Source organism: Sphingomonas sinipercae (assembly GCF_011302055.1).
GTDB lineage: Bacteria > Pseudomonadota > Alphaproteobacteria > Sphingomonadales > Sphingomonadaceae > Sphingomicrobium > Sphingomicrobium sinipercae.
In genome coordinates, this window is the sequence record NZ_CP049871.1 from 1,613,563 (window position 1) to 1,635,401 (window position 21,839).

Annotated in this window: 28 protein-coding genes; 13 read left to right on the top strand and 15 right to left on the bottom strand. The window is 64.6% G+C overall.

What is annotated here, in order from left to right; genetic code table 11:
- The first annotated feature begins 45 nt into the window (after window positions 1-45).
- From G7078_RS08395 to G7078_RS08405, 3 genes are all read left to right on the top strand, one after another.
- Window positions 46-252, top strand: coding sequence for a helix-turn-helix transcriptional regulator (locus G7078_RS08395; RefSeq protein WP_166094987.1), 207 nt, complete (start codon window positions 46-48; stop codon window positions 250-252).
- On the top strand, window positions 227-670 hold the full coding sequence (locus G7078_RS08400; RefSeq protein ID WP_166094989.1) for a hypothetical protein: 444 nt from the start codon (window positions 227-229) through the stop codon (window positions 668-670). The genes G7078_RS08395 and G7078_RS08400 overlap by 26 nt, the downstream gene beginning before the upstream one ends.
- 315 nt (window positions 671-985) lie before the next feature.
- Window positions 986-1,798 carry a TraB/GumN family protein gene (locus tag G7078_RS08405; protein WP_166094991.1) on the top strand — a complete coding sequence of 271 codons (813 nt, stop codon included), beginning with the start codon at window positions 986-988 and terminating at the stop codon, window positions 1,796-1,798.
- 17 nt (window positions 1,799-1,815) lie between these two features.
- Here G7078_RS08405 and G7078_RS08410 read toward each other — a convergent pair whose 3' ends face one another.
- Window positions 1,816-2,658, bottom strand: coding sequence for a hypothetical protein (locus G7078_RS08410; protein ID WP_166094993.1), 843 nt, complete (start codon window positions 2,656-2,658; stop codon window positions 1,816-1,818).
- 226 nt (window positions 2,659-2,884) lie between these two features.
- On the opposite strand from G7078_RS08410, the gene G7078_RS08415 reads away from it, so the two are divergent.
- From G7078_RS08415 to ychF, 4 genes are all read left to right on the top strand, one after another.
- A complete protein-coding gene (locus G7078_RS08415) occupies window positions 2,885-3,556 on the top strand; it encodes a 50S ribosomal protein L25/general stress protein Ctc (RefSeq protein ID WP_166094995.1) in 672 nt (223 codons plus the stop codon).
- Window positions 3,557-3,647: 91 nt separating this feature from the next.
- Window positions 3,648-4,226 carry an aminoacyl-tRNA hydrolase gene (gene pth, locus G7078_RS08420; RefSeq protein WP_166094998.1) on the top strand — a complete coding sequence of 193 codons (579 nt, stop codon included), beginning with the start codon at window positions 3,648-3,650 and terminating at the stop codon, window positions 4,224-4,226.
- Window positions 4,223-4,789 (top strand): TIGR02466 family protein, encoded by a 567-nt coding sequence (locus G7078_RS08425; protein WP_166095000.1) that lies wholly within the window; start codon window positions 4,223-4,225, stop codon window positions 4,787-4,789. The genes pth and G7078_RS08425 overlap by 4 nt, the downstream gene beginning before the upstream one ends.
- 100 nt (window positions 4,790-4,889) lie before the next feature.
- Window positions 4,890-5,990 (top strand): redox-regulated ATPase YchF, encoded by a 1,101-nt coding sequence (ychF, locus tag G7078_RS08430; protein WP_166095002.1) that lies wholly within the window; start codon window positions 4,890-4,892, stop codon window positions 5,988-5,990.
- On the opposite strand, the gene G7078_RS08435 is transcribed toward ychF, so the two are convergent.
- Complete coding sequence (locus G7078_RS08435) at window positions 5,980-6,615, bottom strand: phosphatase PAP2 family protein (protein ID WP_166095005.1); 636 nt, start codon at window positions 6,613-6,615, stop codon at window positions 5,980-5,982. The genes ychF and G7078_RS08435 overlap by 11 nt on opposite strands.
- 95 nt (window positions 6,616-6,710) lie before the next feature.
- Between G7078_RS08435 and G7078_RS08440 the strand changes: the two genes are divergently transcribed.
- Window positions 6,711-7,157, top strand: a complete 447-nt coding sequence (locus G7078_RS08440) for a MaoC family dehydratase (RefSeq protein ID WP_166095007.1) — start codon at window positions 6,711-6,713, stop codon at window positions 7,155-7,157.
- A 3-nt stretch (window positions 7,158-7,160) separates the two neighbouring features.
- On the opposite strand, the gene G7078_RS08445 is transcribed toward G7078_RS08440, so the two are convergent.
- The 5 genes from G7078_RS08445 to petA all read right to left on the bottom strand — a co-directional run bounded on the left by G7078_RS08445 (window position 7,161) and on the right by petA (window position 12,516).
- The gene (locus G7078_RS08445; RefSeq protein ID WP_166095009.1) at window positions 7,161-8,762 is read right to left on the bottom strand and encodes a M20/M25/M40 family metallo-hydrolase; all 1,602 of its coding nucleotides are present in this window, start codon (window positions 8,760-8,762) and stop codon (window positions 7,161-7,163) included.
- 164 nt (window positions 8,763-8,926) lie between these two features.
- The gene (locus tag G7078_RS10815; protein ID WP_206367442.1) at window positions 8,927-9,568 is read right to left on the bottom strand and encodes a hypothetical protein; all 642 of its coding nucleotides are present in this window, start codon (window positions 9,566-9,568) and stop codon (window positions 8,927-8,929) included.
- A 109-nt stretch (window positions 9,569-9,677) separates the two neighbouring features.
- Entirely contained in the window at window positions 9,678-10,601 is a 924-nt protein-coding gene (locus G7078_RS08455) for a cytochrome c1 (protein WP_166095011.1), read from the bottom strand.
- Between the two features lie 15 nt (window positions 10,602-10,616).
- Window positions 10,617-11,921: a cytochrome b gene (locus G7078_RS08460; RefSeq protein WP_166095013.1), complete on the bottom strand. Its 1,305-nt coding sequence runs from the start codon at window positions 11,919-11,921 to the stop codon at window positions 10,617-10,619.
- Window positions 11,922-11,940: 19 nt separating this feature from the next.
- Window positions 11,941-12,516, bottom strand: coding sequence for a ubiquinol-cytochrome c reductase iron-sulfur subunit (petA, locus tag G7078_RS08465; protein ID WP_166095015.1), 576 nt, complete (start codon window positions 12,514-12,516; stop codon window positions 11,941-11,943).
- A 186-nt stretch (window positions 12,517-12,702) separates the two neighbouring features.
- Here petA and G7078_RS08470 point away from each other — a divergent pair, with 186 nt between their 5' ends.
- Window positions 12,703-13,434 carry a hypothetical protein gene (locus G7078_RS08470; protein ID WP_166095018.1) on the top strand — a complete coding sequence of 244 codons (732 nt, stop codon included), beginning with the start codon at window positions 12,703-12,705 and terminating at the stop codon, window positions 13,432-13,434.
- Window positions 13,435-13,442: 8 nt separating this feature from the next.
- Window positions 13,443-14,306, top strand: a complete 864-nt coding sequence (gene hemF / locus G7078_RS08475) for an oxygen-dependent coproporphyrinogen oxidase (RefSeq protein ID WP_166095020.1) — start codon at window positions 13,443-13,445, stop codon at window positions 14,304-14,306.
- On the opposite strand, the gene G7078_RS08480 is transcribed toward hemF, so the two are convergent.
- Complete coding sequence (locus G7078_RS08480; protein WP_166095022.1) at window positions 14,303-15,139, bottom strand: glycerophosphoryl diester phosphodiesterase membrane domain-containing protein; 837 nt, start codon at window positions 15,137-15,139, stop codon at window positions 14,303-14,305. The two genes, hemF and G7078_RS08480, sit on opposite strands and share 4 nt — an antisense overlap.
- Before the next feature lie 70 nt (window positions 15,140-15,209).
- Here G7078_RS08480 and lipB point away from each other — a divergent pair, with 70 nt between their 5' ends.
- The 3 genes from lipB to G7078_RS08495 all read left to right on the top strand — a co-directional run bounded on the left by lipB (window position 15,210) and on the right by G7078_RS08495 (window position 16,711).
- Window positions 15,210-15,908 (top strand): lipoyl(octanoyl) transferase LipB, encoded by a 699-nt coding sequence (gene lipB / locus G7078_RS08485; protein WP_246166326.1) that lies wholly within the window; start codon window positions 15,210-15,212, stop codon window positions 15,906-15,908.
- 84 nt (window positions 15,909-15,992) lie between these two features.
- Window positions 15,993-16,244, top strand: a complete 252-nt coding sequence (locus G7078_RS08490) for a hypothetical protein (RefSeq protein WP_166095027.1) — start codon at window positions 15,993-15,995, stop codon at window positions 16,242-16,244.
- 113 nt (window positions 16,245-16,357) lie between these two features.
- Window positions 16,358-16,711, top strand: coding sequence for a hypothetical protein (locus G7078_RS08495; protein WP_166095029.1), 354 nt, complete (start codon window positions 16,358-16,360; stop codon window positions 16,709-16,711).
- Here the strand turns inward: G7078_RS08495 and queC are convergent.
- From queC to G7078_RS08530, 7 genes are all read right to left on the bottom strand, one after another.
- Window positions 16,708-17,397, bottom strand: a complete 690-nt coding sequence (queC, locus tag G7078_RS08500; RefSeq protein WP_166095031.1) for a 7-cyano-7-deazaguanine synthase QueC — start codon at window positions 17,395-17,397, stop codon at window positions 16,708-16,710. The genes G7078_RS08495 and queC overlap by 4 nt on opposite strands.
- A gap of 148 nt (window positions 17,398-17,545) precedes the next feature.
- A complete protein-coding gene (locus G7078_RS08505; RefSeq protein WP_166095033.1) occupies window positions 17,546-17,926 on the bottom strand; it encodes a DUF3617 domain-containing protein in 381 nt (126 codons plus the stop codon).
- Window positions 17,927-17,964: 38 nt separating this feature from the next.
- Window positions 17,965-18,867 carry an Hsp33 family molecular chaperone HslO gene (hslO, locus tag G7078_RS08510; RefSeq protein WP_166095034.1) on the bottom strand — a complete coding sequence of 301 codons (903 nt, stop codon included), beginning with the start codon at window positions 18,865-18,867 and terminating at the stop codon, window positions 17,965-17,967.
- 104 nt (window positions 18,868-18,971) lie between these two features.
- Window positions 18,972-19,319 (bottom strand): hypothetical protein, encoded by a 348-nt coding sequence (locus G7078_RS08515; protein WP_166095036.1) that lies wholly within the window; start codon window positions 19,317-19,319, stop codon window positions 18,972-18,974.
- An 86-nt stretch (window positions 19,320-19,405) separates the two neighbouring features.
- Entirely contained in the window at window positions 19,406-20,593 is a 1,188-nt protein-coding gene (locus G7078_RS08520) for an aspartate aminotransferase family protein (RefSeq protein ID WP_166095038.1), read from the bottom strand.
- Window positions 20,594-20,730: 137 nt separating this feature from the next.
- A complete protein-coding gene (locus G7078_RS08525; protein ID WP_166095041.1) occupies window positions 20,731-21,111 on the bottom strand; it encodes a hypothetical protein in 381 nt (126 codons plus the stop codon).
- 153 nt (window positions 21,112-21,264) lie between these two features.
- A complete protein-coding gene (locus tag G7078_RS08530; protein WP_166095043.1) occupies window positions 21,265-21,798 on the bottom strand; it encodes a hypothetical protein in 534 nt (177 codons plus the stop codon).
- Window positions 21,799-21,839 lie beyond the last annotated feature (41 nt).

Here is a 21,839-nt window from a genome sequence, read left to right on the forward strand (position 1 = left end):
CGCTGATCGGCGACGGCATCGGCGCTCCGGCCAAGGCTTGAGGGGGTGAACAACCGCCTCCGCGTGCTGCGCGCCGAGCGTGGGTGGAGCCAGGCCGAACTGGGCGGCAGGCTGGGCGTCTCCCGCCAGGCAGTGAACGCGATCGAGACTGGGAAGTACGATCCTTCGCTGCCGCTGGCCTTCAAGATCGCGCGCCTCTTTGAACTCAGTATCGAAACGATTTTCCATGACGAGGGTGAAGCCGATGGTTGAGGACAAGATGGGCGTCGGCGAGCGCCGCGAAGCCATGACCCGCCGCAAGCAGGTTGGAATCATCGCCGCGCTTGCGGTCCCGGGGTTTCTCGCTGGCGTGTTCATCGGCCGGGGCGAAGCCAAGGCGTTGCTGGACGGCGCCGACGTCTGGTCGCCCGAACTCGCGATCGCGACGACCATTGTTTACCTCGTCGCCATCATCGGCGCGAGTATATTGCTCCACAAGACGATGGATGAGGTGCAGACGCAGACCCAATATAAGGCCAGCGCCTTCGCGGGCACCGCGTTCATGGTGGTCTATCCAGTCTGGTTCCTGCTGTGGAAGGGCGGGTTTGTGATCGAGCCCATCCACTGGGTGATCTACATTCTCTTCGTCTTCACCTCGCTTGCCGCCAGCGCCTATTACCGGTTCCGCTGACAGTCGCGGCTAAATCCTGCTCGCGCGCAGGCCATCATCAGCGGGGGCGAAGCGCGCCGGAGACGGACTTCCCGGCGCGCTTTGTTATTGCGCCGCAACGAGAATTTTTCACTTTCGGCGAATAACGCTAGACATTTTTAAACCTGTCGGTGAGCATCCTCATCCACGGTATCGGGCGGGGGTCGCGAACCATCAGGTGATCGAGAAAGCGCGTTTCGCGCGACGGGTGAGCTTTGCCCGAAGCGCCCGTGGATGCTGGACGGATGCCGGATGCGCGCAGGTTTCCCGATGCATGGGGAACGCTTTGTAATGAGCATGATTCCGCTTTTGATCGCATCGGCGATGGTCAACCCGACGACGGCCGTACCGTCCCGCGACCCGGTGCAGCCGGCGCTGTGGAAAATCAGCGATCACGACACGACCATTTATCTATTCGGCACTTTCCACGCACTCGACGGCACGACCCATTGGTTCAAGGACCGGGTGCGCAGCGCGTTCGACGCCTCCGACCAGCTCGTGCTTGAAACCATCCTGCCCAAGCCGGGAAGACTGGGGAGCACGGCCCTGCCGACCGGCGCGCCGGCCCTTTCGGCCCCGGCCCGGCAGCTTGCCCGTTCCGGCTCCCTGCTCGCGTCGACCAGGCTGGTGATGAATGCCGGTCACGCGCGCGGCATGTCGAGCAACCTTGGTGCCGACGCCGAGCTTCGCAACGCGGCGGAATCTTCGGGCAAGGCGCTCGGTGGGCTGGAGCCGCTGGAATTCCAGCTGAACATGTTCAGCGCCCTTTCGGCCCAAGCCCCGCGGCCCCTCGCCGCGCAGCCTGCGCCGCCGACGGACGCGGCCACGATCAAGGCGGTGTCGAACGTGCTTGCGCAACTGCAGGATGCCTGGAACCGGGGCGACCTCAACACCTTCGCGCCGATGCTTGAGCAGATGCGAGTCCAGACCCCGCAAACTTACCGGACCATGTTCGCCGACCGCAATTCGCGCTGGGCCCAGTGGATCGCGGCACGACTGCAGCAGCCGGGGACAGTCTTCGTCGCCGTCGGTGCCGGGCACCTGGCCGGGCCGGACAGCGTCCAGATCAAGCTCGCCTCGCTCGGCGTCGGGACGATGCGGATCAACTGAAATCGGGCGACCGCCGGCTACCCTCGCGTGCTAGTGATCACCGTTATCATCAGCCCAGGAATGTAAGTCACAACGCCACGAACAGGTTTCCCCGCCGGATCACGAGCGGGCGTGCCGATCTTCCGGCCTTGCAGCTGCGCACAGAGCTCACGATCGAAGACAGGATTGCCGGGGCCAGAATGCCGGTTGCAGCTCACAACGCTGCCCTGCTCGTTAAGTAGCAACGCGTAAGACATCTTGCCGCGCTGCTGAGGGAAGCGCATCCGGCGAAGCACTTGCTGGGGGATGAGCAGGTCCCTGTCCATCACGTCCGGCCGCGCGCCGCCCGGTTGGAACTGGGACGCGTCCGCTCCCCATTCGATCAGCTGTTCCGCTTCGCAGAGCCGTAGCGCTGATATTGCTTCCGCCGCTTGTGGCAGGGGTACCGGCCCGACCCTCAGCTTCTTGCCTCTGATAGCCAAGTCGTGGCCAGCGGCGATCGCGTCGACGGCCTTCGCTGAGAGCGAGGCCATGTTTGCCGCGCGGTCGTACGGTGCGTTTGTCTCGAACACGCCCACGAAGTCGCGCCATTCGACGCGTCCATCGATCCGCAGGGCCACGTCGGATTCGAACCCATCGGAAGGCGCGTCGATGTTTTTCCTAGCAATCGACAGGGAATAGCGGTCGCTGCCAACGTCGGTTTCGATGCTTAGGCGCAGTGGCGGGTTGAGGGAGTAATGTCGTTTCAATTGGCATTCGCCAGGTGCAACATTCAGCGCCCAGGAGTCTTCAGCTGCGGGGGCCGCATCGGCCCGACCGCCCAGCAATGCGAGCAGTCCAAAAATCGGTGCAATTGTGCGCCCTTGAAGATAACTGCCCATTCCAACCTCACCCCCAATGCGAACGCTCAGCCCGAAGCTTAGAGACCCATGCAATTGTGTCACCAGTTGATTCACAGCTGCGTCATTGGGGAAAAAGCGGACCCGCCCAGCGCGATCGCCGGCGCCTTCCTTGCCAGACCGGCGCCCCTCCCTTATAGGCGCGCGCTCCCAAGCCATGGTCATCCCTGGAGGCGTGGCGGGAGTTAACGCAACTGGAGAATAGTCAATGAGCGAACAGCTGACGCTGCCCGCCGAGACGCGCGACCGGGCTGGCAAGGGAGCCTCCCGCGCACTGCGTCGTGAAGGTCGGGTCCCCGTCGTCGTATATGGCGACAAGCAAGAACCCCTGTCCCTTCATGTCGAGGAAAAGCTCCTCGCCAAGATGCTGTCGACGGGTCACTTCATGAATTCCGTCGTCATGGTCGACATCGCCGGAAAGGCGAACCGCACCCTTCCCAAGGACGTGCAGTTCCACCCGGTCACGAGCCGTCCGATCCATGTCGACTTCCTCCGCATCGGCGAGCACAGCCAGGTCAACGTCAACGTGCCGGTCCGCTTCGCCGACGAAGAAGAGTCGCCCGGCCTGAAGCGCGGCGGCGTGCTCAACGTTGTCCGTCACGAGCTTGAGTTGGTCTGCGACGCGTCGAAGATCCCGGACGAGATTTCGATCTCGCTCGCCGGGCTCGAAATCGGCGATTCGCTGCACATTTCGGCGATCACCCTGCCGGAAGGTTCGAAGTCGGCGATCGACGACCGCGATTTTACCATCGCCACTGTTGTCGCTCCGTCGGCGATGAAGTCGGAAGAATCGGAAGAAGAGGCTCCGGCCGCGACCGACGTTCCGGCCATCAACCAGGACGAAGGCGAAGCTGGCGAAGGCGAAGCGCAGGCCGAATAAGCCTACCCTTCGACCCGCATTTCAGGAGACCGCCTGCCGGGCGACCGGCGGGCGGTTTCTTTTTGTGCACCGCAAACGCTAGGAGGCGCCGATGCAAATCTGGGTCGGCCTTGGAAATCCCGGCGCGAAGTACGCCATGCACCGGCACAATGTCGGCTTCATGGCGGTCGACGCGATCGGTGAAGTGCACGGGTTCGGCCCGTGGTCGAAGAAATTCCGAAGCCTGATTTCCGAAGGCCGCGTGGGCAGGCATCGCGTGCTGCTGGTGCGGCCGCAGACCTTCATGAACGACAGCGGCGATGCGGTTCAGCAGGCGCTGAATTTCTACAAGCTCGACCTGGATGCGCTGACCGTCTTTCACGACGAGCTCGACCTCGGCGCGATGAAGGTCAAGGTGAAGCAGGGCGGCGGCACCGCGGGCCACAATGGCCTGCGGTCGATCGACAAGGCGCTCGGGCCGGATTTTCGCCGGGTGCGGATTGGCATCGGCCACCCCGGACCGGGCCTGAAGCACCTCGTCACGCCCCACGTGCTCGGCAATTATGCGAAGTCGGAGATCGAGCCGCTGTCCGACCTCCTCGCCGCCGTCGCCGACGAAGCGCAATGGCTGGCCGACGGCGACGACGTTCGCTTCATGAGCGAAGTCGCGCGCCGGATGCACGACGAATGAGCGTCCGGGACCTGTTCCCGACGCGGCTGTATGAAGCGCAGCTGGAAACCGACCTCGACGAGCTGGCGCATTCGATCCGCTCGCTCGCCCAGGACGACGGCGCGGGGCGGCAATGGAGCCGCGACCATCGCTACGCCGGCTACACCAGCTACGCCTCGCTGAACGATCTCCCGCGCCGCGACCCCGCCTTTGCCGACCTTGCAAAGGCGCTCACCCGTCACGCGCGAAGCTTCGCCATCGACCTGGGCTGGGAAGTCCGGCCAAGGCTCGACAGCCTGTGGGTCAATTTGTTGAAAAGCGGTGGGCAACATAGTGGACACATCCATCCGCAAAGCATCCTGTCCGGCACATTCTATGTCGAAGTGCCGCAAGGCTCCGGTGCGATCCGCTTCGAAGATCCGCGCCTGCCGCTGATGATGGCCGCGCCGCAGCGCCCCGACAGCTTCGTTTCCGTCGAACCGCACCCGGGCCTGCTGCTGCTTTGGGAAAGCTGGCTTCGCCACGAGGTGCGCCCGGGCCCGGGCAAAGGCGAGCGGTTGAGCATCAGCTTCAATTTCGCGTAAGGGGCGCCAATCCCGTCATCGCGAGGAGCGCAGCGACGTGGCGATCCAGTGTTGGATTGCTTCGCTTCGCTCGCAATGACGACCTGATCGAGGAACAAGCATGGGCTTCCGCTGCGGCATCGTCGGCCTGCCGAACGTCGGCAAATCCACCCTTTTCAACGCGCTGACCGAGACGGCTGCGGCACAGGCGGCCAACTATCCGTTCTGCACGATCGAACCAAACGTGGGCCGCGTCGCCGTGCCCGACCCCCGCCTCGACAAGATCCGCGAGATCGCCAAGTCGGCGCAGGAAATCGAAACGCAGATCGAGTTCGTCGACATTGCCGGCCTGGTCCGCGGCGCCAGCAAGGGCGAAGGCCTGGGCAACCAATTCCTTGCCAACATCCGCGAAGTCGACGCCATCGTCCACGTGCTGCGCTGCTTCGAAGGCGGCGACGTCACCCACGTCGAAGGCCGCGTCGATCCCATCGCCGACGCGGAGACGGTTGAGACCGAGCTGATGCTCGCCGACCTCGACAGCCTCGAGCGGCGCGTGCCGAATCTCGCCAAGAAGGCCCAGCAGGGCGACAAGGAAGCGAAGATCGAAGCGTCCGTGCTCGGCCAAGCGCTGGAGTTGCTGCGCGCTTCAAAGCCGGCGCGCCTGACCCAACCCAAGGACGCCGAAGAGGAAAAGGCGCTGAAGCGGGCGCAGCTGCTGACGGCCAAGCCGGTGCTTTACGTTTGCAATGTCGACGAAGGCGACGCGGCCGAAGGCAACGCCCTGTCCGCACGCGTGTTCGAAAAGGCGGCGGCCGAAAATGCGAAAGCCGTGGTGGTTTCGGCGGCAATCGAGGCCGAAATCGTCACCCTTCCAAGCGAAGAGCGTGAGGCCTTTCTTGCCGACCTCGGCCTTGAGGAAACCGGCCTTAGCCGAGTCATTCGCGCCGGCTACGAACTGCTTGGCCTGATCACTTTCTTCACCGCGGGGCCGAAGGAAGCGCGCGCCTGGACGGTGCGCCGCGGCGCCAAGGGGCCCGAAGCCGCCGGCGCGATCCACACCGATTTCGAGCGCGGCTTCATCCGCGCCGAAACCATCGCCTTCGACGACTTCGTCGCGTGCGGCGGGGAAGCCGGCGCGAAGGATGCGGGCAAGATGCGGGCCGAGGGCAAGGAATATGTCGTGCAGGATGGCGACATCCTGCTGTTCCGCTTCAACGTCTAGGCTGGCGCGCCGCGACGCGTTCCGCCAGCGGCAGCGCCAGCAGCACCCAGAGCAGGCCGAACGACCAACCGCCGACCACATCGCTTGGCCAGTGCACGCCGAGGATGACCCGGCTGAGTCCGATGCAGATAGCGAACACGAAAGCGACGGCGACGGCCGGCCTTAGCCAGCGCGTCCCGGCCGTCAGCACCACTGCGATGGTCAAATAAGCGATCATCGAATTGGCGGAGTGCGCGGACGGGAAAGACGGACTGTAAACCGGCACGAGGTGCGCTTCGATTTCCGGCCGCATCCGGACGATCGAATATTTCTGAGCCCACACCAACAGCCGGCCGAAAACGGTCACGCCGATTAGCGCCAGGCCGAGCCGGGGATGTTTGCGAACCAACAGGAATAGTGCGGCCGCGACGCTGAGCAGCACGACAACCACACCTTCGCCGAAAAACGTCAGGAAGCGCGCGACGGCAGCGATCGAAGGCCGGTCGCCGGCATACAGCGTTCGAAGGACGGCCTCATCGATAACCCCGGCCCCGAGCATCAGCATCGCCAGCCACAGAACGGCAAGGGCTGCGGCGGGGATCGCCACCCGGCGGGGACGCGATCGTTCGGGAAGATCAGGGTGCATCGTCCATCAACCCCTGAGACGTGAAATCGCACCACGCGCCTTGCCGACGCTGGCAATCCGCCGCCGTGCTGCTAGGCGCGGCCCAAGGAGCAGCCATGATCTATCTCGAAGATATCGAAGTCGGGACGGAGACCGATTTCGGTTCCTACGAAGTCACTCGCGAGGAAGTGATCGACTTCGCGCGCAAGTACGATCCGCAGCCGTTCCACCTTTCCGACGAGGAAGCCGCCAAGACCCACTTCGGCCGGCTTGCCGCAAGCGGCTGGCACACTTGCGCAATGACGATGGCGGTCATCGCCCGCCATGTGGTCGGCAACGACCAGGCGAGCCTCGGCTCCCCAGGAATCGACGAGCTGCGTTGGCTAAAGCCCGTTTACCCCGGCGACACGCTCCACGTCACCGGGACCATTACCGAGACCACGCCGTCGCGAAGCCGCCCCGACATGGGCTCCTTCAGGACGCGCACGACGGTCACCAACCAGGACGGTGTCCAGGTGATGACCTACACGTCGATCGTGCTGATGCGCCGCCGCCCTGCCTGAGCCTTATTCGTCCGGGTCGACGTAGGCGAACGGATCGGTCGGCAACGGCTGGGTCGGCAACGGCGGCCGCGGGATTTCCCGGTCGCTATTGGCCGCCGCGAGCAGCATGCCGGCCATTACCACCGCGGCCTGCCGCATGTCGTCGGCCCGCAAGTGATCGAGCGTGTCGATGCTCGAGTGGTGGACCCTGCTTTCGTAGTCGAGCGGATCCTGGATGAACTGATACCCCTGGAGCCCGACGGCCTGCATGAAGACGTGATCCGTTCCCCCAGTCTTGCCCGCAACCACCGCTTGCGCGCCGAGCGAGTTGAAGGGCGCCATCCATTCGCTCAACAGCGGCACTGCGGCGGCATTGCCTTCCGCATAGATGCCGCGGAACTTGCCCGAGCCATTGTCCATGTTGAAATAGGCCTTGAGCTGGTCGTAACCGGGCTTCTTCGACAGCGGGAAACGGTTGAGCCAGCTGAAGTAAGCTGTGATCCCGTCCATCCCGGGCGGGGTCGCGCGATTGACCAGATGTTGCTCGATGTAGGCGCGGCTCCCCAAAAGCCCCTGCTCTTCGCCTTCCCACAAGGCGAACCGGATGGTCCGCTTGGGCCGCACACCAAGGGTTCTTAAAATTCGCGCGGCTTCGATCACGACCGCGCTTCCGGCGCCGTTGTCCGCGGCACCGTCGCCGGCGATCCAGCTGTCGAAATGCGCGCCGGCCATTACATAGCCCGCGCGCGGATCGGTGCCCGGAATTTCGGCGATGATGTTGTTCGCCAGATGGTCGCTATCGTCGAACTGGGCGTCGCTCATCAGCTCGATGACGGGTGCCGGACCGGTCTTCGCCAGTCGCGCCAAGCGCCGATAATCCTCCGCAGCAAGCTCGAAGCCGGGCAAGGCGGGGGAATGGTTCGGGAGGTAGGAATAGCCTTCGCCGTGCAGCAGCTTGCCGTCGCGATAGCTTTTGCGGACCCAGGCGAGCGCGCCTTCGGCCTTCAGGAAAGCGTCCACCTGCTTGGCGAACTGGAACCGCTTGAGCCGCCGATCGAGCGTCTCTGGGTCGTAGGTTGGAAGATTATAGTTGTCTTCGTCCCCAATATCCTTGTCGCTGAGCCGCTTGAACGCGGCTTCCTTGGGCTCGTCGCTGACCCCCGGCATGGTGAGAAGGACGATCTTGCCCGACAGCTTGCCGCGCCACGCCGCCAGATGCTCGACCTTCGAAATCGGCGCGACGACGATCGGCGCGCGCAAGGTGCCGGCCGTTCCCGGGGTCCAGGCAACGGGGATCGCCGTCATCTCAATCACGCGCGGCTCGACCATCCGCGCCTTGCTGGATGTCATGTTCCACCCGCGGCCGAATTCGAACGGTTCGCGACGGACGTTCGCCAGGCCGTAGGAACGCAACTTCGCAAGCGCCCATTCCTCGGCGCGATCGAGATTGCGCGAATTGGTCAGGCGCGACCCGATCCCGTCCATCAGCTGCGATGCAGTGAGCATCACCTGGCTGCGGTTCATGCCTTCGTCGATGATCCTGGCGCTATCCGCCGATTGCGCGTGCGCGCCGGTTCCAAGCACCAGTGCGGCGCCGGACAGCAAAAACAAATGCGAGCGACGCATCGCCACCTCCCCCTGTTGATCGGTGTGCGAAGCTGCACGTAAATCGGGGCACGGCAAGTAAATTCGGTCGGCATGGAGCGCGACGCACGGGCCGGCGGCGCTGGGCAAGAAAAAGCCCGCGACAGCCGAAGCTGCCGCGGGCCCAGGATGCGTTCGAAGCGCGCCTACTCGGTCGGCGGCTGGCGCCGGTCTTCCAGCTTCCGCTGGACGCGTTGGCGAACTTCTTCGCGGCGCTGCGTGGCATCGGTGCGGCGATCGGAAACGCGCTCGCGGCGCTCTTCGATCTGGCGCCGAAGCTCTTCGCGGCGTTGCTGGACGACTTCCGTCCGGCGCTCCGGCGAAGCGCCTGGCGTCACCACGCGGCGGGTTGTCGTCCCACTGCGCGTCTGGGGACGGTCGAAACCGCTCCAATTTTCCTGCGCGGGCGCCACGACCGGCTGATTCGTCGATCCGTTGCGGTTGCGCGCAAGCCACTGACTAAGCCGCTGCCTCCAGAACTCGCGCTCGGCCGCGGTCATCTGGCGACGCTGGCGATACCGGTCGTAAACGTAATAGCCGGTGCCGGGGTAGTAATAGTTGCCGTACCAACCGTAGGGCGAATAGCCGTAGCGGTTGTAGCCATAGCCGCCGTAGCGGTACGGATCGTAGCCGTTTTCCCACGGCGAGCCGTAACCGCCGCCGTAGCCGTAATCGTCATAGCCGTAGCCGTTATAGCCGTAGCCGCTGCCGACCGACAGGCCGCCATAGGCGCAACCACCGAGCGAGAGGCTTGCGCCGACCGCCAAAATTGCAAGTTTAGTACGCATGGAGAGGCTCCTTCCCGCGAAGACACAGCCGGGGATGGAACCGCGTATAATCCCGGTTCAATGAACGAGAGACAACGACGCGGCGAGCGCGAACGCCCGCCGCTTGCTGTTAGCCGGCGATGCCCGCCTTGCGCTTCGAGGAGCGCGACTTGGCCTGGTTCTCCGGTTCGAGAGCACCGGTAACGCGGACCTTGCGCTTCGCTTCCGCCCAAATGTTGCGGTAGGCGAGATAGCCCAGGATCGTCCCGATCAGCAGGAACAGGACCACCGCGAGGCCAGCGGCATGGCGCCGCTCGAGGTTCGGTTCGGCTGCCCAGACCAGGAAGGCCGAAACGTCTGTCGCCATCTGGTCGACCGTCGACTTGGTGCCGTCCGCATAGACCACCTGCCCTTCGCTTGAGAGCGGCGGCGGCATCGCGAGGTTAAGGTTCGGGAAGTAGCGATTGTAGTGGAGGTTCGCCGGCGTCTTGGCGGCCGGGAACTTCTTCAGCAGCTCGGCCGGCTGATTCGAATAGCCGGTCAGGAGCGAATGAATGTAGGCGGCGCCGCCTTCACGCGACTTGGCGATCAGCGAAAGGTCCGGCGGCAAGGCGTTGTTGTTCGCTGCACGGGCCGCCAGCTCGTTCGGATAAGGCGACGGGAAGCGGTCGGAAGCGATCGCCTTGCGGGTCGCGGGTTCGCCCGTTTCCGGATTGAGGCTGGGTACTTCCGTCTGCCACTGGTTGGCGATCGCCTTCACCTCAGCCTCGGAATAGCCGAGCTTTTCGAGGTCGCGGAACGCCACCAGGCTCATGCCGTGACAGGCGGCGCAAACTTCCTTGTAGACCTGGAAGCCACGCTGCAGCTGCTGCTTGTCGAACTTCCCGAGTGGGCCATCGCTCGCTAGGTGAAGCGGGCGCGGATGCTCGTGAAACTCTTCCTCGGCCGTCGGCTCCGGAGGGCTGGCGAAATAGGTCGACGCCGTGTTGCCGAGCGAAATCAGCAATACGCCCGCGAACGCGAGGCCGACCAGAAAACCGAGAATTCGGACCATCTTGCTTCCCGCCCCTTAGCCGGCAGTCGTTGTCTTGCGCGGCTTGACGCCCGCGGGTGCGCTTTCCTGCGCCTCGCCGTGAAGCACCGACCCGCTGATGGAGTTGGGCAAGCGAAGCGGCCGTTCGATCTTGGAGATGAAGGGCAGGATGATCAGGAAGTGCGCGAAATAATAAGCTGCAGCGATCTGGCTGACCGCGATCTTGCCCGGGGTCGCCGCCGAACCGCCGGCCCAGCCGAGGAACAGGACGTCGACGATCAGGATCCCGAAGAAGATCTTGAACAGCGGGCGGTAATGACCGGACCGAACCGGCGACTTGTCCAGCCAGGGCAGGAAGAACAGCAGCAGGATCGACGCGAACATCGCGAGCACACCCCACAGCTTCGCCGGCAGGATGAAATCGACCGTGAAGGCGCGAAGGATCGCGTAGAACGGCCAGAAATACCATTCCGGTACGATGTGCGCGGGCGTCGCCAGCGGGTTAGCGGGAATGTAATTGTCCGGGTGCCCAAGCGCGTTCGGCATGAAGTAGACGAACAGGGCATAGACCAGCAGCACCGCGCCGGCGAACCAGCCGTCCTTGGCCGTGTAGAACGGGTGGAAGGGAAGGGTGTCCTTCTCATCCTTAACATCGACCCCGGTCGGGTTGCTCGATCCCGGGATGTGCAGCGCCCAGATGTGCAGCACCGTCACCGCGGCAATCACGAACGGCAGCAAATAGTGGAGTGAGAAGAAGCGGGTCAGCGACGCCTGGTCCGGCGCGTAGCCGCCAAGCAGGAACACGCGCAGCGGCTCGCCGATGATCGGGAATGCCGAGAAGAAGCCGGTGATGACCTGCGCGCCCCAGTAGCTCATCTGGCCCCACGGGAGCACGTAACCCATGAAGGCGGTCGCCATCATCAGCAGGTAAATGACCAGGCCGAGCATCCACACAAGCTCGCGCGGCGCCTTGTACGAACCGTAGAACAGTCCGCGGAAGATATGGATGTAGGTGACGATGAAGAAGAAGCTTGCGCCGTTGGAGTGCGCGTAGCGGATGAGCCAGCCCGCATTGACGTCGCGCATGATGTGCTCGACCGAATTGAACGCCCCGTCGGCGGACGCGAAATACCACATCGCAAGGACAATGCCGGTGACGATCTGGATCGTCAGGAACAGGCCGGCGAGGACGCCGAAGTTCCACATGTAATTGAGGTTGCGCGGCACCGGATAGCCGCCGCCGATCGCACCGTAGACGAGGCGGGGGAGCGGCAGGCGCTCATCCATCCACCGCATGAATGGGTGCTTAGGCTCGTATTGCTGTGCCCATTTGAAGGCCATCGTCGTCTTAGCTCCCCGCTTACCCGATCTGGACCACAGTTTCGGACGCGAACTTATATTCAGGCACCATCAGGTTCTTCGGCGCCGGCCCCGAACGGATTCGCGCCGCCGTATCGTAAGCCGACCCGTGGCACGGGCAGAAATAGCCGCCGAACGGCCCTTTGTTCTCACCCTCGCCCACGCCGAGCGGGACGCAGCCGAGGTGCGTGCAAACGCCCAGCGTGATCAGCCAGTTCTGCTTGCCCGGCTTGGTCCGCTGCGCCAGCGATTCCGGGTCGCGAAGCTCGCTGACCGGAACGGCGTTGGCGGCCGCGATCTCGGCCGGGGTCAGGTTGCGGATGAAGACCGGCTGCTTGCGCCACACCGTCTTGATCGCCTGGCCGGGCAGGATCTTCGAAATGTCGACTTCCGCCGTCGCCAGCGCCAGCACGTCGGCCGGCGGACCGAACTGAACCACCATCGGCGCGATTGCGGCGACTGCACCGACTCCGGCAAAGCTGACGGCAGCGACGTTCAGGAAGTCCCTGCGGCGAACGCCGTCGCCGGTTGCGACTGTGTTTTCGGAACCCTCAGCGGACTGTTCCAGCGTGGCCATGCTCACCCTTTTAACGCTTGTTGCTCAAGTGCCGAACGGCACGTGTGCGAAGCCGCCCCGGCGTGGGCCGGAAGCGATTGGCGGGCCTGATAGCGGCCCGACTTGGGAGCGACAAGCGCCAAACAGCCGCTTGCGCTCGCTCCCTTCGCAATGTTCACTGTCCAGGCACTGCGGGGGTATGTTCAGATGGTCAATTGGACAGCGGTTGGCGCGTTGACGGCGGTTGCGCTGGTCCATCCGAAACCGGCGATTGCGAAGGTCGTCGCGGTACAGCTGGACGAGCACAAGCCATGGTTGGATGGAAAAGTCGTGGGTCCGGCCGGTGCTTACGAGATCCTGCGCGGGACGGTGCGCTATGAACTCGACCCGAACTCCGCCGAAGCTGCGCAAGTTACGGACATCAGGCTCGCGCCGGTAAACGCACGCGGCAACGTCGAATATTCCGGACCCTTCCTGCTGCTCCGCCCGATCGACTCCGCGCGATCCAACGGCGCTACGCTGATTGAAATCCCGAACCGCGGCATGGACCAGACCAACGGCGCCTTGTTCGAATCCAAGGATTTCGAGCTGGTCACGCCCAATGCAAAGGATTTGGGCCGCGCCGGCATCTTCGAACGCGGCACCACTTTCGCCTGGGTCGGCTGGCAGGGCCGTCTGAAAGCGAACGAGTTCGGCCTGGCGGTTCCCATCGGCCGGGGCACTGGGATGGCTCGCGCGGACTATAATTGGTTCCGCAAGGCGATGCCCGCCGAGGGGGTCTCGCTTCGCGACGTCGGCTTTTACTGTGCCGCCGATACGCGCCAGACCGGTAGCCGCCTGGTGCGCAAGACGAGTTTCGACGATCCGGGAACGGCCCTTCCACCGGGTTTGACGAGAAAGCGGGCCGAAACTTGCCTGCCGGCGGCCCAGCGGCGATGAGCGCGGCCATGCAACCGCTCGATGACCAACAACAAGCCGCGCGCGACTGGTTCGAATCGCTTCGCGACCGGATTTGCGCCGAATTCGAAGCAATCGAACGCGAGGCGGGCAGCGACGCTGGGTTCGCTTACACGCCCTGGGACCGGACCGATCCGTCGGGCGAGCCCGGTGGCGGCGGCGTTCGTGGACAGATGAACGGCAAGGTGTTCGAAAAGGTCGGGGTCAACGTGTCGACCGTCGGCGGCGCCTTCTCGCCCGAGTTTGCCGCCAGCATCCATGGCGCCGGCGACGACCCGCGATTCTTCGCCACGGGAATCAGCCTAGTCGCGCACATGGCAAACCCGCACGCGCCGGCGGTGCACATGAACACCCGCTTCCTGTGCACGACCAAGCGCTGGTTCGGCGGCGGCGCCGACCTCAACCCGGCCATTCCTTATGGAGAGGACACCGAGGCGTTCCATGCCCGGCTTCGTGCCGCCTGCGCAGCGCACGACCCGACCTTCTACCCCAGGTTCTCGAAATGGGCGGAAGAGTATTTCTGGCTTCCCCATCGCGGCGTCGCCCGCGGCGTCGGCGGCATTTTCTACGACCATCTCGACTGCAACGCCCCCGGTGAAGGCGCGACGTTCGAGGCCAACCTGGCCTTCACCCGGGACGTCGGGGAAGCGTTCCTGGATATCTTCCCGAAGATCGTCCGCAAGCGGATGAACGCCGAATTTTCCGCTGCGGACATGCAGCGGCTGCTGGAATTCCGCGGCCGCTACGTCGAGTTCAACCTGCTTTACGACCGCGGGACATTGTTCGGGCTGAAGACCGGCGGCAACATCGACGCTATCCTGATGAGCCTGCCGCCGCTCGCCCGCTGGGCCTAGTCGCCGCTGCTGGGGACCGATACCTCGGCCTCGCCGCGCCCGGCGAGCTGCAGGTAGATCCGGGCAAGCATGACCGAAAGCACCGTGGTCACCAGCGCCGACAGAACGCCGGAGATCACTCCGACGAACAGCGCGCCGCCGCTGAACGGCTCGATCTCTCCGAAAAGACTGCGTGCGCCGAGGCCCGCGACGCCGCCCACAGCCAGCATCAATGCCACCATTGCGACGACGAAGAGCAGCAGAAACGCGAACAGCTTCCAGAACTTGCCCCGGGTGAGTTCCCAACTGCGCTTGAGGATGGCGACAGGTCCCGCCGTTTCCGCGCTTGCCACCGGCGACATCATCATCATCCGCACGCCGATCACGATGCCGACAAGGAAGATTACCAGCACAAAGACCGAGAACAGGGGCGAGGCGGCAAGCTGCGCCGGGTCGAGCGCGGCATCCCCAGCGCTCGCTCCTGCAATCGTGATGGAAAGCAGGATGATGATCGGAAGACTCACGATCAGGAGAATAAGGACGAGGAGAATGATCGCGCCGATGAAGGGCAAGGCGCGCCGCAAGGCGTGAAGGATCGCATCGCCGACGGAAAGCGACGGCCCGATTGCAAGCCGGATCAGGGCCAGCTGCCCAATCATGCCAATCAGCGACAAGAGGAACACCAGCAGGCTGATTCCCGAGCCGCGCGAGGTCGGGCTGCCAGGGTCGATCAGCGTCGAAACGATCGAGGGAAGCGCCACCATCGCCAGGGCCACAGGGATCAGCAACCGGCCATCGCGCGCCAACACCGCCTTGCTCTCGTCCCACGCAACCGAAATCGAAAGTGACCGCATCTTGCTCCCCTGACCCTGATTGATGCGACTTATGCGTGGCTTCGTGGGCCCGCGCAATCGGCGCCGGCGGTTGCAGCTTCGAACCGGCGAGGGCATCTCACGCCTCGTGAACGACCAGCCCGAAATCGAATGGCGAATCGCCCCGGGGCCGGTGCCTTATGAGGAAGCGCTGGCAACGATGGAGGCGCGCGTCGCGGCAATCCAGGCCGGAGCGGCAAGCGAGCTCGTCTGGCTGGTCGAGCACCCGCCCCTGTTCACCGCCGGCACCAGCGCCGACCCCGCCGAGCTGTTCAATCCCAGCGGCTTCCCGGTCTTCGATGCCGGGCGCGGGGGCCGCTACACGTATCACGGGCCCGGCCAGCGGGTGGTCTACCTGATGCTCGACCTCGACAAGCGCGGCCGCGACGTCCGCCGGCTGGTCGCGAGCATCGAAGACTGGATCATCGTTACGCTCGCCGAGCTTGGAGTGAGCGCGCACCGGGCGGCCGGCCGCATCGGCATCTGGGTCGGCGAAGGTCCGTCCGAAGCGAAAATCGCGGCGCTTGGCATCCGGGTGAAGCGCTGGGTCACGCTTCACGGCTTGTCGATCAACGTCGACCCCGACCTGTCCCATTTTGGCGGGATCGTCCCATGCGGGATCAGCGAATACGGCGTCACCAGCCTGGCCGCTTTAGGGAAAGATATGCCGATGTCGCGCGTTGATGCCGCGCTGAACAGCAGTTTTCCTCGGTTTCTCAACAGTTTGTCGAACCTCAATCAAGTCACTTGATGGGGGGATGCGGTTCAGATTATGCTTAGGGCGATTTGCGAGGCGGGTTCACCGCCCCAGATCGCATTATCAAGGGAGTTTTGAATGCGTGCTCTTATCCTGGTCGCCGGTGCGGCCCTGGCGGTTGCTGGTTGCAGCAGCAACAACACCGCCGACAACAACATGGCTGTCGACAACCTGACCGTCGACAACCTCGTCATCGACAACACGATGGCGGTCGACAACACGATGGACGCCAATGCCATGACGGCCGACAACACGATGTCGAACGACATGAACACGACGACCAACGCTGCGGACAACGCCGCCGCGAACACCACCAACAACGCGATGTAATCGCGCCCGGCCCCCCGCAACGGGGGCCGAGGGTGTTTCGAAGAGGCTGCCGGACTTGCTCTGGCAGCCTCTTTTTTTTGACATCGCGCTGCAATCCGTAGGAAGGCCCGCTCATGCGTGAACTCATCATCGCCGGCGCCGCCGCACTCCTCCTTACCGCCTGCAACAGGGGCGGAAACGCCGACCAGCAAGCGGCGATCGAGCAGAATGTCGAAACCCAGGTGGTCGCCACTAACGATGTGACCGCGATCGACGCCGCCACTGGGCAAGCGGCGAACATGGCGGCCGATGTGGCTTACATGCCGGAAGAAACCGAGGCTGCGAACGACGCCGCACCCGCCAAAACGGCATCGGGCGACAAGTCCGCGACTAAGCCGCAGCCCGAGCGCAGCGCGAAACGGCCCGCCCAGGCTGACAGCAACGAGCCGGCTCTCGCGGCCGAGCCAGCCCCGGCCAACGCCGTTTAGGCTGTCGGCCGCGACGCGTAGCGCGTCGGATCGTCCAACCCGGCCTCGGCAAACCCTTTCGACCGCAGCCGGCAGGCATCGCAGCGGCCGCAATGCATTCCATCGACCGGGTCGTAGCAACTCAGCGACATGGCCGGGTCCAGGCCAAGCCGAATCGCCTCGGCCGCAATCTGCGCCTTCGTCAGATGCTGAAGCGGCGCATGGACGGTGAAGCCCTCCCCCTCCACCCCGGCCTTGGTCGCCAGGTCGGCAAGGTTTTGAAAGGCCGCGACAAACTCCGGCCGGCAATCGGGGTAGCCTGAATAGTCGAGCGCGTTGACGCCGATGAACATGTCGCGGGCGCCCGCAGCCTCCGCCCAGCCGAGCGCAAGGCTGAGCATGATGGTGTTGCGGGCCGGGACGTAGGTCACTGGAATGCCCGGCGCGACGCCGGTCTTGGGCACCGGCGTGTCGCTGGTCAGGGCCGAGCCGCCGAAACGGGTCAGGTCGAGGTTGAGGACCACGTGGCGCTGGGCAAGCTTGGCAGCGATGGCGGCGGCGGCCTCCAACTCAAGGCGGTGGCGCTGGCCGTAATCGACGGTCAAGGCGAGGACTTCGAACCCCTGCTCCCTCGCCAAGCCGGCGCAGACCATCGAATCGAGCCCGCCGGAGAGCAGGACCACCGCTTGTCGCGAAACGCTGTTCATGGGCGGCGCTCTAAGGGCCTTGGCGCGATGAAAAAAGGGCCGCCCATCGGTCGAAGGGCGGCCCAGTTAATCGGGCCGGGCCCGATTTGGGAGGAAAGCGTGCCATCCGGCACCGCACCTCAATAAGCTCGATTGGTTAAACGTCCGCTTAATGAGCCGGGCACGGACCGATGCGGCGGGCCTGCACGACATAGGCAAAAGGCGCCTCGCCGGAGATGCCCTGCGTTTCGATCCGCATCGAGCGCGGCGTAAGCATCGTTATCTTGCTGTTGCCGAAGCCTGCCCCGGGGCAGGTGTAGTCCACGATTGCCGTAATGGAATCGTTGCGGACGATCGATTGGGTGCAGTTGCGGCGCTGGTGCTCGACCCGCGCAAGCACCTCCGGCTCGCGCAGGCAAACCCGGCGCACCGGCGCATTGCGAGGACCGCTGAACTCCCACAATCCAGGCGCGATTTGCGAAAGCAGCGTCGCCGGTGCGGCCGCCGTCAGCGCCACCCCCAGGAAGGCATATCGAACCCGCCCCGTCATCGAGTCGCCCATAGCATGTTCCGGCCCGGGGTGCAGCCTTAGCCGACGTCCTCAAGCGCGATCGGGAAGCTCGTCGAACAGAACGCGCAATCGACCCGGATCATCCCGTCGTCGCCAACCATGTCGGCGCGCTCCGCCGCCGGAAAGCGGGCAATCACCGACCGCACATAATCGGGGTCGCAACGGCAGCCCTTGGCGAGGTGCAGCGGCTCGAACGTGCGCACTTCCGCCTCCTCGTTGAACAGGCGCCAGGCGATCTCGTCCAGCGGCAGCGCTGGATCGGTCAGTTCCTCCGCCTTCACCGACCCGGCGAGGATGGCGACGTGCGGCCAGTCGGGGTGATCGAGCCGCGTGTGTAGCCGCTCGCGCCCTTCCTCCCCTTCCGGCAGGTGCTGGAAGAGCATCCCCCCGGCGCTCCACCCGCCCTCGCCCTTCTCGGCAGCGAGGCGCACGATGCTTGGGATCTGCTCCGATTGGGCGAAAAAGCTCTCCGCCGCTTTCGCCAGGCTGTCGCCTTCGAGCGGGACGATCCCCTGATAGCGCTCGTCCATCTCCGGATGGTCGAAGGTGATTGCCAGGTAACCCTTGCCGAACAGCGCCTCGAGCGAGGGCGCGGGGCCGAGATCGAGCAGCCGTTCGGGATCGTGGCGAACATAGCCGCGCAGGCTTCCGCCCAGGAAGTCGCACACCAACAGGTCGATGACCCCGCCCTGCGTCTGCGCCTGCAGCGTCACCTGGCCCTCGGCCTCCTTGAGCATCGAGCCGAGCAAGGCGGTCAGCACCAGCGCTTCGGCAAGCAGCCGCTCAAGCACCGGCGGATAGCCATGATTGGCAAGAATCTGGTCAAGCGTAGGGCCAAGGCGAGCGAAGCGCCCGCGAGCGTTACGCGATGGAATGGCAACGCCGAGAACAACGTCGGTGGTCAGCTGGCTGTCAGGCATTGCGGGAAGATAGGAAGGGGTTTGGCTGGCGACAACTTACTTCACTCCACGGCAACGATACCGCCGGCCACGAATGTCTTGCCCGACTCAGCTGACGATACTGATTACGAGGTGAAGCAACCTGGCGTTCCGACCGTCACCGTTCTTTTGCTTTGAACCAAGAAGACCTTACGCCCCGGTGTGCAATCATTCACATCGGCCCACGTCGCCAACACCTGACGGATCGAATCGTCTGGGAGGCGCACTGTAAGGATGGGCAAAGTGCCGCCAGCGCTGCCTGCCGCCGGCCGCGTTCCGACGCGCAGGACCTCTCCTGTCACATCACGACCGCTAACGGGGACTGCGCCAAATTGAAGATAGCCGATCGCGAAAATTAGCCCCACGAGGAGGGCCAGGGCGCCGGCTTTTTTGATGTACGTCCGAAGATCGTCAATTCGGAACGGATCGGCCAAGTTAAGCGCAGTCCGCTATCATTCGCGGGTCCCCGGCGAGGCCTGCGGTACCGACCATCGACATCGTCAACGCACAACCGAGAATGCTACGCCGCTTCGGGCAGGTCGTAGTCGGCGGCGGCTGCGGACAGGCCGTCGACGAATTCGCGGATGTGGCTTTCCTCGATGTTGAGCGGGGGCAGCACGCGCATAACGTTGTCGCCGGCGGCCACGGCCAGGATGCCGCGGGTGCGCAGGTAGGTGACGAAGGCGCGGCTGTCGGTCTTCATCTTGATGCCCAGCATCAGGCCCAGGCCGCGGACGCTTTCGAACAGGTGGTCGTGATTGGGGAGCATCTGTTCAAGCGCCGAGCGAAGCCGCTCGCCCGTCCGGCGGACATTGCCCAGGAATTCCTCGTTGGCCACGACGTCGAACACCGCCTGTCCCGCCGCCATTGCCAGCGGATTGCCGCCGTAGGTCGAGCCGTGGGTGCCGACGACCATGCCCGCCGCGGCCTTTTCGGTCGCCAGGCAGGCGCCGAGCGGGAAGCCGCCGCCGATGCCCTTGGCGCTGGCCATGATGTCGGGGGCAACGCCATATTGCTCATAGGCGTAAAGCGTGCCCGTCCGGGCGACGCCGCACTGAACCTCGTCGAACACCAGCATCAGGTCGTTCTCGTCGCAGGCCTTGCGCAGCCCCTCGATGAAGTGCTGGCTGGCCGGGCGGATTCCGCCCTCGCCCTGCACCGGTTCGAGCAGGAAGCCCGCCGTATGTTCGTCGACCGCGGCCAGCGCCGCGTCGAGGTCGTCGAATTCCACCACTTTGAAGCCGGGCAGCAGCGGCGCGAAGCCGTCGCGAAGCTTTTCCTGGTTGGTGGCGCTGATGGTCCCCATCGTCCGGCCGTGAAAGGCGTTCGAGAAGGTGATCAGGTCGTGCTTGTGCGGGTTGCCCTTGGCATGGTGGTAGCGGCGCGCCGTCTTGATTGCGCATTCCACCGCCTCGGCCCCGGAATTGGTGAAGAACACCGTGTCGGCGAAGGTAAGGTCGACCAGCCGCTGCGCGAACGCTTCCCCCTGCGGCGATCCGTACAGGTTCGACACGTGCATCAGCGTTGCCGCCTGGTCTTGGATCGCCTTGGTTACGTGCGGGTGGCCGTGGCCGAGCAGGTTGACCGCGATCCCGCTGGCGAAATCGAGATACTTCTCGCCATTCTCGCCGAACAGATAGGCCCCTTCGCCCCGGACCGGGCGGACCGGCGAACGCGGGTAAACGGGCATCAGCGGCGTAATGGCCATGAATTTCGATCCTCTAATCGCGAATGTCGGTCGCGGCGCCCGCCGCTGCCGGCCGGATATAACGGCAGCCAGGCCAAAGCAAAAGGCGCGCCGGTTGCCCGGCGCGCCTCCATTAGACCTTAAAGATCGGTCGCTCGTTACCAGGCGCGGCGCCAGTTACGGTCGCGGGCGTCGCGCTGGATGCGATATTCCAGGCGCTGGATGCGCTGGTTGATGTTGTACGCCTCGCGCTGGTCGAAGCGGCGGCCATCGCGCACATCCATGCGAAGCCGGCGTTCGATATCGCGAGCCTCCGCATTGAGGTTGCGATACTCGTTGCGCGTGATCATCCGGCGCTGAGCCAGCTGGCCGATGTCACGCTGCAAGCGATCGATCCGAACCTGCAAGGCACGGGCAACACCAAGGTTGTTGTAGCCATAGGCATAGCCCTGGGGCTGCGGATACCACTGGGCCGAAGCCGGCGCGGCGATTGCAACCGTCGAAGCGGCGGCTGCCAGGGTAATGAGGATCTTCTTCATGTTGGCTCTCCTTCTGAGCGATGCCCCGGTTATGCGCCCTGCGCACTGATGGATCACTGAACGCGTCCGTTAGGTTCGGTTAACCCGCCGAAACGAAAAGGCGCGCCACTGCGGACAGTGACGCGCCTTCCTGTCGACCGATCGGGGGAGCGATCAGTCGTCGTCGCGGTCGCCGTGACGGCCATCGCGGTGATCGCGGTCACCGTCGCGATCGCGGCGGTCGCGATGGTCGTCGTCACGGCGGCGCTCGCCATAATAGCCAAAGCCATTGTCGTTGCGGTTGTCGCCGTTCCAACCCCAGCGGCCGCCATCGCGGGCCTCGTAGCGGATGGCGGCGTTCAGCGCTTCGATCCGGCGTTCGAGGTCGTAACGCTCGCGCCGGTCCAGGCCGCGATAGGCCGCGCGCTGGATCCGCCGCTGCAGGTCGACGGCGTGCCGGTCGAGGCGGCGCGCCTCGCCATTCGACAGCCGGTTCTGGCGGTCGAGCCAGCGAATCCGCTCGCGCAGCTGCTGGACCCGGACCTCCAGGCGGCGCACCTGGCCGCGATTGTCATAGCCATAGGCATTGCCGAACGGCGCGCCGATGACGGCGCCGGGCGGCGGCGGCGGAGCCCACTGGGCCGAAGCGGGCGCAGCGGCGGCGAGAGCCGAAACGGCGATGGCGGAAAAGAAAGCAACCTTACGCATCATGGCTCTCCTGTTGAGCGGTTGATGAGCGCGGTTCTGCC

Excerpts from the sequence above, each read along its gene's own strand:
- hemF (WP_166095020.1), top strand. The coding sequence starts at position 13,443 with ATGCAACCGCTCGATGACCAACAACAAGCCGCGCGCGACTGGTTCGAA.
- G7078_RS08490 (WP_166095027.1), top strand. The coding sequence starts at position 15,993 with ATGCGTGCTCTTATCCTGGTCGCCGGTGCGGCCCTGGCGGTTGCTGGT.
- G7078_RS08530 (WP_166095043.1), bottom strand. The coding sequence starts at position 21,798 with ATGCGTAAGGTTGCTTTCTTTTCCGCCATCGCCGTTTCGGCTCTCGCC.
- queC (WP_166095031.1), bottom strand. The coding sequence starts at position 17,397 with ATGAACAGCGTTTCGCGACAAGCGGTGGTCCTGCTCTCCGGCGGGCTC.
- petA (WP_166095015.1), bottom strand. The coding sequence starts at position 12,516 with ATGGCCACGCTGGAACAGTCCGCTGAGGGTTCCGAAAACACAGTCGCA.
- pth (WP_166094998.1), top strand. The coding sequence starts at position 3,648 with ATGCAAATCTGGGTCGGCCTTGGAAATCCCGGCGCGAAGTACGCCATG.
- G7078_RS10815 (WP_206367442.1), bottom strand. The coding sequence starts at position 9,568 with ATGCGTACTAAACTTGCAATTTTGGCGGTCGGCGCAAGCCTCTCGCTC.
- G7078_RS08525 (WP_166095041.1), bottom strand. The coding sequence starts at position 21,111 with ATGAAGAAGATCCTCATTACCCTGGCAGCCGCCGCTTCGACGGTTGCA.
- G7078_RS08415 (WP_166094995.1), top strand. The coding sequence starts at position 2,885 with ATGAGCGAACAGCTGACGCTGCCCGCCGAGACGCGCGACCGGGCTGGC.
- G7078_RS08495 (WP_166095029.1), top strand. The coding sequence starts at position 16,358 with ATGCGTGAACTCATCATCGCCGGCGCCGCCGCACTCCTCCTTACCGCC.
- ychF (WP_166095002.1), top strand. The coding sequence starts at position 4,890 with ATGGGCTTCCGCTGCGGCATCGTCGGCCTGCCGAACGTCGGCAAATCC.
- G7078_RS08480 (WP_166095022.1), bottom strand. The coding sequence starts at position 15,139 with ATGCGGTCACTTTCGATTTCGGTTGCGTGGGACGAGAGCAAGGCGGTG.
- hslO (WP_166095034.1), bottom strand. The coding sequence starts at position 18,867 with ATGCCTGACAGCCAGCTGACCACCGACGTTGTTCTCGGCGTTGCCATT.
- G7078_RS08505 (WP_166095033.1), bottom strand. The coding sequence starts at position 17,926 with ATGACGGGGCGGGTTCGATATGCCTTCCTGGGGGTGGCGCTGACGGCG.
- G7078_RS08445 (WP_166095009.1), bottom strand. The coding sequence starts at position 8,762 with ATGCGTCGCTCGCATTTGTTTTTGCTGTCCGGCGCCGCACTGGTGCTT.
- G7078_RS08435 (WP_166095005.1), bottom strand. The coding sequence starts at position 6,615 with ATGCACCCTGATCTTCCCGAACGATCGCGTCCCCGCCGGGTGGCGATC.
- G7078_RS08520 (WP_166095038.1), bottom strand. The coding sequence starts at position 20,593 with ATGGCCATTACGCCGCTGATGCCCGTTTACCCGCGTTCGCCGGTCCGC.
- G7078_RS08405 (WP_166094991.1), top strand. The coding sequence starts at position 986 with ATGATTCCGCTTTTGATCGCATCGGCGATGGTCAACCCGACGACGGCC.
- G7078_RS08440 (WP_166095007.1), top strand. The coding sequence starts at position 6,711 with ATGATCTATCTCGAAGATATCGAAGTCGGGACGGAGACCGATTTCGGT.
- G7078_RS08460 (WP_166095013.1), bottom strand. The coding sequence starts at position 11,921 with ATGGCCTTCAAATGGGCACAGCAATACGAGCCTAAGCACCCATTCATG.
- G7078_RS08400 (WP_166094989.1), top strand. The coding sequence starts at position 227 with ATGACGAGGGTGAAGCCGATGGTTGAGGACAAGATGGGCGTCGGCGAG.
- G7078_RS08410 (WP_166094993.1), bottom strand. The coding sequence starts at position 2,658 with ATGGGCAGTTATCTTCAAGGGCGCACAATTGCACCGATTTTTGGACTG.
- G7078_RS08425 (WP_166095000.1), top strand. The coding sequence starts at position 4,223 with ATGAGCGTCCGGGACCTGTTCCCGACGCGGCTGTATGAAGCGCAGCTG.
- G7078_RS08470 (WP_166095018.1), top strand. The coding sequence starts at position 12,703 with ATGGTCAATTGGACAGCGGTTGGCGCGTTGACGGCGGTTGCGCTGGTC.
- G7078_RS08455 (WP_166095011.1), bottom strand. The coding sequence starts at position 10,601 with ATGGTCCGAATTCTCGGTTTTCTGGTCGGCCTCGCGTTCGCGGGCGTA.